The following is an 8,283-nucleotide window of genomic DNA, read 5'->3' on the forward strand; positions in this document are numbered from 1 at the left end:
GATTTTGGGACTGGTCATTCCTCATTGTCACAACTGATTGAACTATCAGCTTATGCAATAAAAATTGATCGTTGTTTCGTTAACTGTGTTTCCGAGTCTGAAGTACATGTTAAGTTAGTTAAAAGTACCATCGATTTGGCGAAAAACCTTGATTTATTGCCTGTCGCAAAGGGTATTGAAACGGAAGAACAGTTTTAGATGTTAATTCAACTGGGCTGTACTCGGTTTCAGGGATATTTATTTGGAAAGCCTCGTTCATTTAAAACAACTCTGTGTAATCTCCCATTTTAAACAGCATTCGTTAGTAGAAATCATGCAGCTTACAATTAGATTCGCAAACTTATAACTACCAAGCGAATTTGACGCGCTCAGATGTATTGGCCCTGACTATCAAGTTTTTGATATCAATAAAAACTCCATCAGCCATTTTTGTGTTAACAGTTAACTGTTCTTTAGCAATGATTAGTACCTTTGTATTCATGTTTTGACTAAGCCAGACAAAGCAAACTCCATAGGGATTGATATCCAATCTATATTCAGTTTAGAGGTGCTTACTCACAATGATTTAAAAACAGCTGAGCATTATAAGTTCTAAATTTAGCTATGCTCTCAGGCGTACTGAAGTCTTTAATCTTCGAATAGCCGGTGTCTGCTTTGAGCCTGAGAGCCGACATTTAGCGAAAAGCTAACTAAGGTCCGCTTTTCGCTCATTTTTGAAATTGATGACCAGATATTTTTTGTACATAAAAGGTTTTAAATGGAATCGACGAAACATTCAAAATACGAAATTAATACATATAAAAGATATTAATATCATAATGTTAAGGCTAGTATGTTGATGAATTTATCCAAAAACAGTCAAACACCCTTATGTTAAGTTCCATTTGCACCTTAAAGTAACTGCTGGTATTTCTGCATTAAATTACGCAGCCCTATTATTCTTAAAATTTTCAGCTCGTTCGAAGATCTTTTTGTACACCTCGTCACGATCAACTGGTGGGTAGCCAAATCTAGCCCCCTTAAATACTTTGTTGGATGCCAGTCCTTGAGCCTGATTTAGTAGTGGTAACGACACGAAATTATCGTTATCGCTTGCTCATCGACTGCGTAAACAAGCCGGTTTGTGTCATCAATACGACGAGACCAAAAACCAGTTAAGTTCTCTTTTAACGCCTCTGGTTTTCCGATGCCATCAAATGGTGAGCGCTTAACATCATTGATGAGTTTGTTGATGCGCTTGAGTGTTTTCTTATCTTGAGTTTGCCAATACAGGTAGTCATCCCATGCGTCATCAGTCCAAGCCAGTATACGTTGACTACTACTCATCAATTAATTCTCGTGCTGTTGTTTTACCAGCACGGTACTGTGCAATCGAACGGTTTAAGTGTTCAGCGTTTTGAGGAGAGCGTAGTAAGTGAACTGTCTCCATAAGGCTATTGTAGTAATCCAAAGACATAACTACAGCATCTTCAGAGTCACGGCGGGTAATAACTGTTGTATCAGCGTCATTAACGACACCATCCAAAACAGCTTTGAGACCATTTCTAGCTTCAGTAAAAGATACGATTCTCATAAGAACCTCAACATGTACAATTAATGGAACAAGTATAGTCTTTGTCAACCAACTTGTACAGTGAGTTGAACATAAAAATATTAATCAAGAAACAACAGGCTTACTATCATTGATAAACCCTTGCAGTGCCCGCTGTGACATAGAAAAAACCGCTATAAAGTGCAGTAGCCGACTTTTTTTGTTTGGTTCTGTTGTAGCTTTCCAAGTAGCGATCACTTCCTCATCAATCCAGAAGGTCAATGAGTCACGGTTAATCAATGTACTTTTCCATGTTGGTTGTTTTATAGCGAGGCTTGGCACGGTGGATTTGTGAATGCTCCCGATCTGATCACTAGCTACAGATTTGTTTTATCGATTTAAGAAACAAAGCCACAAAAAGTTTATTTAAAACAGTTCGAGACCACGGATTAAAAACTCGACATTATTTGAAATATCTTCCTATTACTTCTGTAGGTTTTAATTTTATATTTTTAAATGCGTGTTAAACCGTGTTTTTACCCGCTGAGCCTGTTTTTACAGGTAAACAGGCTCGCTGGGCAAAATCTTAAATCTTTAATCCTGATTTTTCGGTAATTTTAAAAAGGTCACCAATAAAGCGGGTAAAGTGGTAATGCTAATTAAGGTCGATAAGGCAATACCACACAGTACAATAATACCCACACCCCGATATAACTCCGATCCTTCACCGGGAATAAACACCAGTGGAGCAAGCCCACATAAAGTTGTCACAGTTGACATAATAATGGGTTTTAGCCGAGTTTGAACGGCTTGTACAACCGCGGCTTTTATATCTGTCATGCCGGATTCTAAGTTTCGTCTACTTTGATCCACAATCAAAATCGGATTGTTGACCACTGTGCCAAGTAAAATTAAAAAGCCGAGCATGGTTATCATATCAAACGGTTGATGAAAACCAGCCAAACCTAACATTTGCATTATACTGCCAGTGCCATTAATGGTAACTAAGCCTAATAAACCGCCCGCCATACCTAGCGGTACGGTAGCTAAAATAAATAGCGGATAACCCCAGTGTTTAAAAATTGCAACCAGTAATAAATAACACAAAATAATCGCGATGATAAAATTGTACGACAGCGCATTTTTAGTTTGTTCAAGCTGGTCGGCTGCGCCGCCAATACTAATATTAACCCCTTGTTTTAAATCGCCCTGCTCACGTAATTGAGTTAATAACTGCTCTCTCACCATTTGCTGAGCCTGCTCAAGTGCAACTTCGCGTGGTGGAATAATATACACTGTGACTGTTCGTTTACCGTCTATTCTGCGCAAACTATCACTGTCTGATTTTTCAATTAAATCGGCTAATGAACTTAATGGCACTAATCCTTTTTCAGTTAAAATCGGGGCTTGTGCTAGCTTAGCCAAATCTTGCTGATTACCAGCAGATGAAAATAAAAACACATCCACTTTATCGTCTTCAATAATCAGCTCATCAACATAAGCGCCATCGCTCAGCGCAGCTATGGTATAACCTAGTTCGTCCGCTGCCATGCCAACTTCGGCTAATCTTTGCCATCTTGGTTGGATCTCAATTAATGGCTGATCTAGCGTAAGTGAAGATGGCTGAGAATTAACTTGAGGATCATCAAAAACTTCACTCGCTAAACGGTAAATTGCGTCTGCGGCTTGATATAAATCGGCCTGATTAGCACCACTTATATCAATTGCCACCGCACGAGTTCCGCCATCGTTACTGCTGATAATTGAACCTCTGGATGAAAATGCGCGCATTCCCGGATAGCTTTTAAATTTTTCAGTAATGGCTTCCATCATTGCATTTATATGTTGATTATCAACCGGTTCACTTAAAAACCAGATTTGGCCAACGCCAATTGAAATCGAATAATATTTAAGCGGCGGTAAGTCTGTTTCACCGCGTTCAAATGCCGCGGGATCGGCATTTAAATGCGCATTAAAGTAAGGAATTAACTCATCGCCTATTTTTTCCATGTGGCTTAAATTATAACCGGGCGGTGCTATCATCATCGAAAATGCTTTTGGCTCTTCACCCTCTGGTAAATATTCTGCTTTTGGCATAAATAACCAAGCACCACCTAATAAAATAACAACAGATAGCACCAAGGTAATCACTCTACTTTGGCGAGCAGATAATAATTTTATAAAGAGTTTGGGGAGTTGAATATCTTCTTTATCTGATTTTAACTCGCAGGCAAAACGGGCACTGGCAGCCGGCACCACAAATAATGCAACCAGCATAGACGCAATAATAGCAGCCGAGATAGCAATCGCGATGTCAGAATATAATTGCCCTGCTTCTTGCTCGATAAATAAAATCGGCGCAAATACTAAAATGGTGGTTAAAGTAGAGGCTAAAACCGCAGGCCAAACTTCCTGCACGCCGGTAATCGCGGCTGATATTTTATCTAAACCTCTGCGTCTGGCCTGATTAATGTTTTCTAATACCACTATGGTATTGTCCACTGTCATCCCTATTGCAAACGCAACGCCCGCCAGTGAAATCACATTAATCGTGCGGTTAAATAATAACAAACCTAAAAACGCAGCTATGGTACAAATGGGTACACCCAATACACCAATAAGGGTTGAGCGCGGACTTTTTAAAAACCAGAACATCACCAAAGTGGCAAGCAAGGCGCCCAAACCTAAATTAATCCACACATTTTTTATTGAGCCTTGCACATAGCGCACATCGTCACTCAGCAAAGTCATTTGCAAACCATTATCCAACAATAACTGCTGGTTAATACGCTCGACAACCTGCATCATTTCTTGTTTTATTGCGATAACATTAGAGCCGCTTTCGCGCTGCACGGTTAGCATTAAATTACGCTGGCCTTCGTTATAACTGATGTTTCTGATTTCATAATGATCCAACTCAATATCAGCCACATCTTTTAATTTAATGGTTGTGCCTTCTCGCTGGGCAATCACTAAATCTTCTAACGCTTTAGCCGAATCAAACCGACCAACCATTCGCAATAAATATCTGCGTTTACCACTGTCAATATCACCGGCAGAGGCATCTCGGTTACGCGCTCTGATTGCATCTCTGACATCGGTTAAACCTAAACCGCGGCTTACCAATTTTTGCTGATCGACTAAAATTTGCACTTGTCTGAGTGCACCGCCACGTACCCCAATTTGTGATACACCAGCGACTCTTTCCATTTCAGGGCGAATATAATCTTCGGCATAATCACGCAGCATATCTATATCTAAATTAAGCGGATTGCCTGACAAAGGTTTTAAACTGAAATACATAAACGCATTGCTCGAAAACGAGTTGCTGTACAGGATTGGCTGGTCTACATTTTCGGGGTAATTAGGCACTTGTGAAAGCGCATTACTGACATTGATTAGCGCTTCGTTAACATCCACTCCAAATGGAAATTCAAGCTCAATTTCAGCTTGTCCGGTATTTGCAAAACTCGACATTCTTTGCAAGTTAGGCAATGCGCGTAAATACCTTTCCTGCTCTATTAATATTTCTTTTTCAACATCTTGCGGTGTTGCACCTGGCCATTGGGTAACAACTGAAATGGTTCTTACTTCAAGATCAGGGATCATTTGTACCGGAATTTTTAGCGCTGCTGCTATGCCTAAAATACAGGCAATAAGTACCACAACCGCAACCAAAATTGCGTGTTTAACTGAACCGGCCAACATTATGGATTACCCGCTAAATCTGGATTGTTTACTTGAATGGCTTGGTTATCTTTAAGCAGTTCATTTCCTTGGGTTATCACTTTATCAGTCAGCTCAAGTCCGGTTAAAATTTCGATTTGCTCACCGACTCTTTCACCAATTTGTACAGATTTACGGATAGCTTTATTATCAACGGCAACAAAAACACTAAAACCGCCATCTGGATGCCTTAATAAAGCATCGCTTGGAATAGTTAATACATTTTGTTGACTGTTTTTAAGCGGAATAAATGCTCTGGCAGATAAACCTACTTGAATATTATCGTTATTTTCTAACGCTAAGCGGACTAAAAAGCTACGGCTATCTGTGTTAATTAACGGTACTTTGGTTAAAATTTTAGCGCTTATTTCTGAAGCATTTTTGCTATCGGCAGCCACTTTAACTAATTTTTGATTATCAATTGCGGCAAAATATTCTTGTGGCACAAATAAATCTAACCATAAGTTTTGTAAATTAACTAACTCAAAGGTTTGCTGACCACGGTTAATCCATTCACCTACATCTACCTGACGCGCGACAATGGTGCCGCTAAATGGCGCTTTTAACTGATGGCGGTTAACCAGCTCAGTTTGATATTCATAATTTGCATTTACTTTAGCTAAATTGGCCTGAGTAATTGAAACTCTGGCGGAGCGCTCAGCTAATTCGGTTTGAGCAAATAATTGCTTTTCAGTGAGTGACTTAGCTTCATCTAGTCGCCTTTTTGCTTCATCAAATTCAATTTTTGCCTGAGTTTGCTCTGCTTTTATTGAATGCAATTGAGCTGTAGCTAATTTGGCATCTAACTCTAATAAAATGTCACCTTTATTCACAAATTGGCCGGTTTCTACATATAATTTTGTGATAATGCCATCGGTTAAACTGGATAAATCAGCATGTTCCGCCGCTTTTATCGTACCGGTTAAGGTTAAATTGCGGGTATTCTCTTTTTCTTTAACCTCTGCGATTACCACATTAACGCTTGTCTCTGCATATAAACGAAACGAAAACAGTAATAAACCGATAAGGAGCAAAAAAGGTGAGTTTTTCATAGAAGGCCATTTCCAATAAAAGGCTAACGAACATATTGAACAGCCAATAAATTCGACAGCAGATTGATAAACCCGTCTATAGTAACAAAAAATGAATTTAAATGAACAAAATAAGAATAATTATCATTAACTAATTATCTGGAGGCTAAACATTTAACCAATTTAAATATTCATCCATTTTATTTTGCATTTCTTCTGTTGATTTTGTTGAAGATTTTTTGCTGTCTTTCCAGGCTTGCATATAAGTATCTTTTAACATCGACTGAATTAAATTTTGTTGCTCAGCATAAAGCTTTTTTTGGAATACTTTAAATGAGTCATGTAGTGTTAAACCAGATTCGGGAGACTCATTAGCAAATGCTTTTAAAATATCTTGTGTGCTTTGATCCGGTTGAGTCAAATATTCAATCAACTCATTATAATTATCTAAGCCATGCAATTTGAGTAATTTAGAGAGTCTGGCAATGGTGACTTCATTAATGGTAAAGGTACTACGCTGATTTTTTTTATTATATTTGTAATTCGCATATTTTGATGCCAGCCTTTTATGTTGGTTAGGTAACATGAGCGGTTTAAGCTGTTTTAACGCCGCTTTATAATCCTGATTTAACCAAATCATTACCTGCTCTTTTGATGGTACTTGGGTAATAAAACCGTGATCCGGAAAATAATCTAAATATTTTGTTTCTGTCGTAATGAGCGAAACAAACTGCGGCCAGTATTCTGAATTTTCTTCGGATTTATTTTTCATGTTATTTATATCGTATGTGACTTTTTAATAAATTAAATTCTAACGTGGATTTATTCTACTTATAAATAAAATAACAGAATTTATTTTATTCTGCATGCATATAAATACAAATAAGGACTCAGCTTTTCATATTCATATTTACCACTTTTAGTTAATACTATTGGGTGTGGCTTTGGCTCATTTAATATTTTTTTCAACTTAACATGGCCATCTGGTGCATACGCAATGACAGGTAATTTAGGACGAATGGTTTTTTTATTGTCTGCAAACGAGACATACATTTTTGGCTCAACGGGCTTTGGCCGAATAATTTTAAGTTGAATCCCATCATTGACTAATCTGTCTATTTTATTAATCACACTATCAATGCTTTTTTGCCACTCAGATAAAGTAACTAAACTAGGCGGATTCATTAAACGCCCGTGCAGTTTGTTTTTGTAAGCTTCTATATCCGTTATGCTTTCATGGTTAAAATCTATATTCCAACCAAAACTGGCATTATCCATAGGTTCGCAATAACGGGTGATCTGGCGTTTTAACATGCCATGATTAACCATTGGTAGCGCATGATAAATTAAATCATTACGGACATATTGCAGATCACCTTTTGCTGTTTTAAATTCAGCTGGTTTACCATGCCTGCTGATAAACTCGCTAAGCTGAGCTTTAATTAAGTTGATCTGGATAAGTTGACTATCCAACTTTTCAAATGTATCTAACTGATTTATCGAAATAATTCCAGGGTATCGGACAACATATTTAACAACATCACCGGCATCTAACTTAAAGTGAAGATAAGCCTGCTGCGCAAGCTCTAACTCCCCTGCTTGTAATATAGGTGAAGTTTTATTAGCCGGATTTAATTGTCCGATTTGATAACAATGCGCCTGAACAAATTGACTATTTTCTTCAAGCGTTAAATTTAACAGCTCAATCAGCCCTTTTAACTGATTAAATTGTTGTTTGCATTCAACTATATGTTCTGTTTTTACACTCATCTTGCCAGCACTGGTTTTACATTAAAAATTGCGTGTTGGGATTATATTTCATAAATATAAACAAATACAAATAAAAAAGCGGATAAGTTTTCACTCATCCGCTTTGCGATTTTCACTTTGACTTAACAGGTTTGCTAACCGGTTGGATTTCTCCAAACCTGTGACAAATCATATCAATCTACACATTATAGGTAGTTGATGCTGTATCACCACCACGGCCTGTCC

7 protein-coding genes and 1 pseudogene are annotated in these 8,283 nt (G+C 37.9%); 1 reads left to right on the plus strand and 7 read right to left on the minus strand.

Annotated features, from left to right (window positions below; genetic code table 11):
* Window positions 1-198 (plus strand): EAL domain-containing protein (locus tag N7931_RS18735; RefSeq protein WP_262795872.1); only part of this gene is annotated, 198 nt, incomplete at its 5' end.
* A gap of 858 nt (window positions 199-1,056) precedes the next feature.
* Here N7931_RS18735 and N7931_RS18740 read toward each other — a convergent pair.
* The 7 genes and pseudogenes from N7931_RS18740 to N7931_RS18770 form a co-directional block, all read right to left on the minus strand.
* A complete protein-coding gene (locus N7931_RS18740) occupies window positions 1,057-1,326 on the minus strand; it encodes a Txe/YoeB family addiction module toxin (protein WP_262795873.1) in 270 nt (89 codons plus the stop codon).
* Window positions 1,319-1,573, minus strand: a complete 255-nt coding sequence (locus N7931_RS18745) for a type II toxin-antitoxin system Phd/YefM family antitoxin (protein WP_005526636.1) — start codon at window positions 1,571-1,573, stop codon at window positions 1,319-1,321. The genes N7931_RS18740 and N7931_RS18745 overlap by 8 nt, the downstream gene beginning before the upstream one ends.
* A 108-nt stretch (window positions 1,574-1,681) precedes the next feature.
* Window positions 1,682-1,880, minus strand: a pseudogene (locus tag N7931_RS18750) (IS5/IS1182 family transposase); the annotation flags it as partial.
* A gap of 245 nt (window positions 1,881-2,125) precedes the next feature.
* Window positions 2,126-5,239, minus strand: coding sequence for an efflux RND transporter permease subunit (locus N7931_RS18755; protein WP_262795874.1), 3,114 nt, complete (start codon window positions 5,237-5,239; stop codon window positions 2,126-2,128).
* Entirely contained in the window at window positions 5,239-6,309 is a 1,071-nt protein-coding gene (locus N7931_RS18760) for an efflux RND transporter periplasmic adaptor subunit (RefSeq protein ID WP_262795875.1), read from the minus strand. Before N7931_RS18760 ends, N7931_RS18755 begins: the two co-directional genes overlap by 1 nt.
* A 145-nt stretch (window positions 6,310-6,454) precedes the next feature.
* Window positions 6,455-7,060, minus strand: coding sequence for a hypothetical protein (locus N7931_RS18765; RefSeq protein WP_262795876.1), 606 nt, complete (start codon window positions 7,058-7,060; stop codon window positions 6,455-6,457).
* An 80-nt stretch (window positions 7,061-7,140) separates the two neighbouring features.
* Complete coding sequence (locus N7931_RS18770) at window positions 7,141-8,058, minus strand: DNA replication terminus site-binding protein (RefSeq protein ID WP_262795877.1); 918 nt, start codon at window positions 8,056-8,058, stop codon at window positions 7,141-7,143.
* Window positions 8,059-8,283 lie beyond the last annotated feature (225 nt).

This window comes from Catenovulum sp. 2E275, from assembly GCF_025515275.1.
Taxonomy (GTDB): domain Bacteria; phylum Pseudomonadota; class Gammaproteobacteria; order Enterobacterales; family Alteromonadaceae; genus Catenovulum.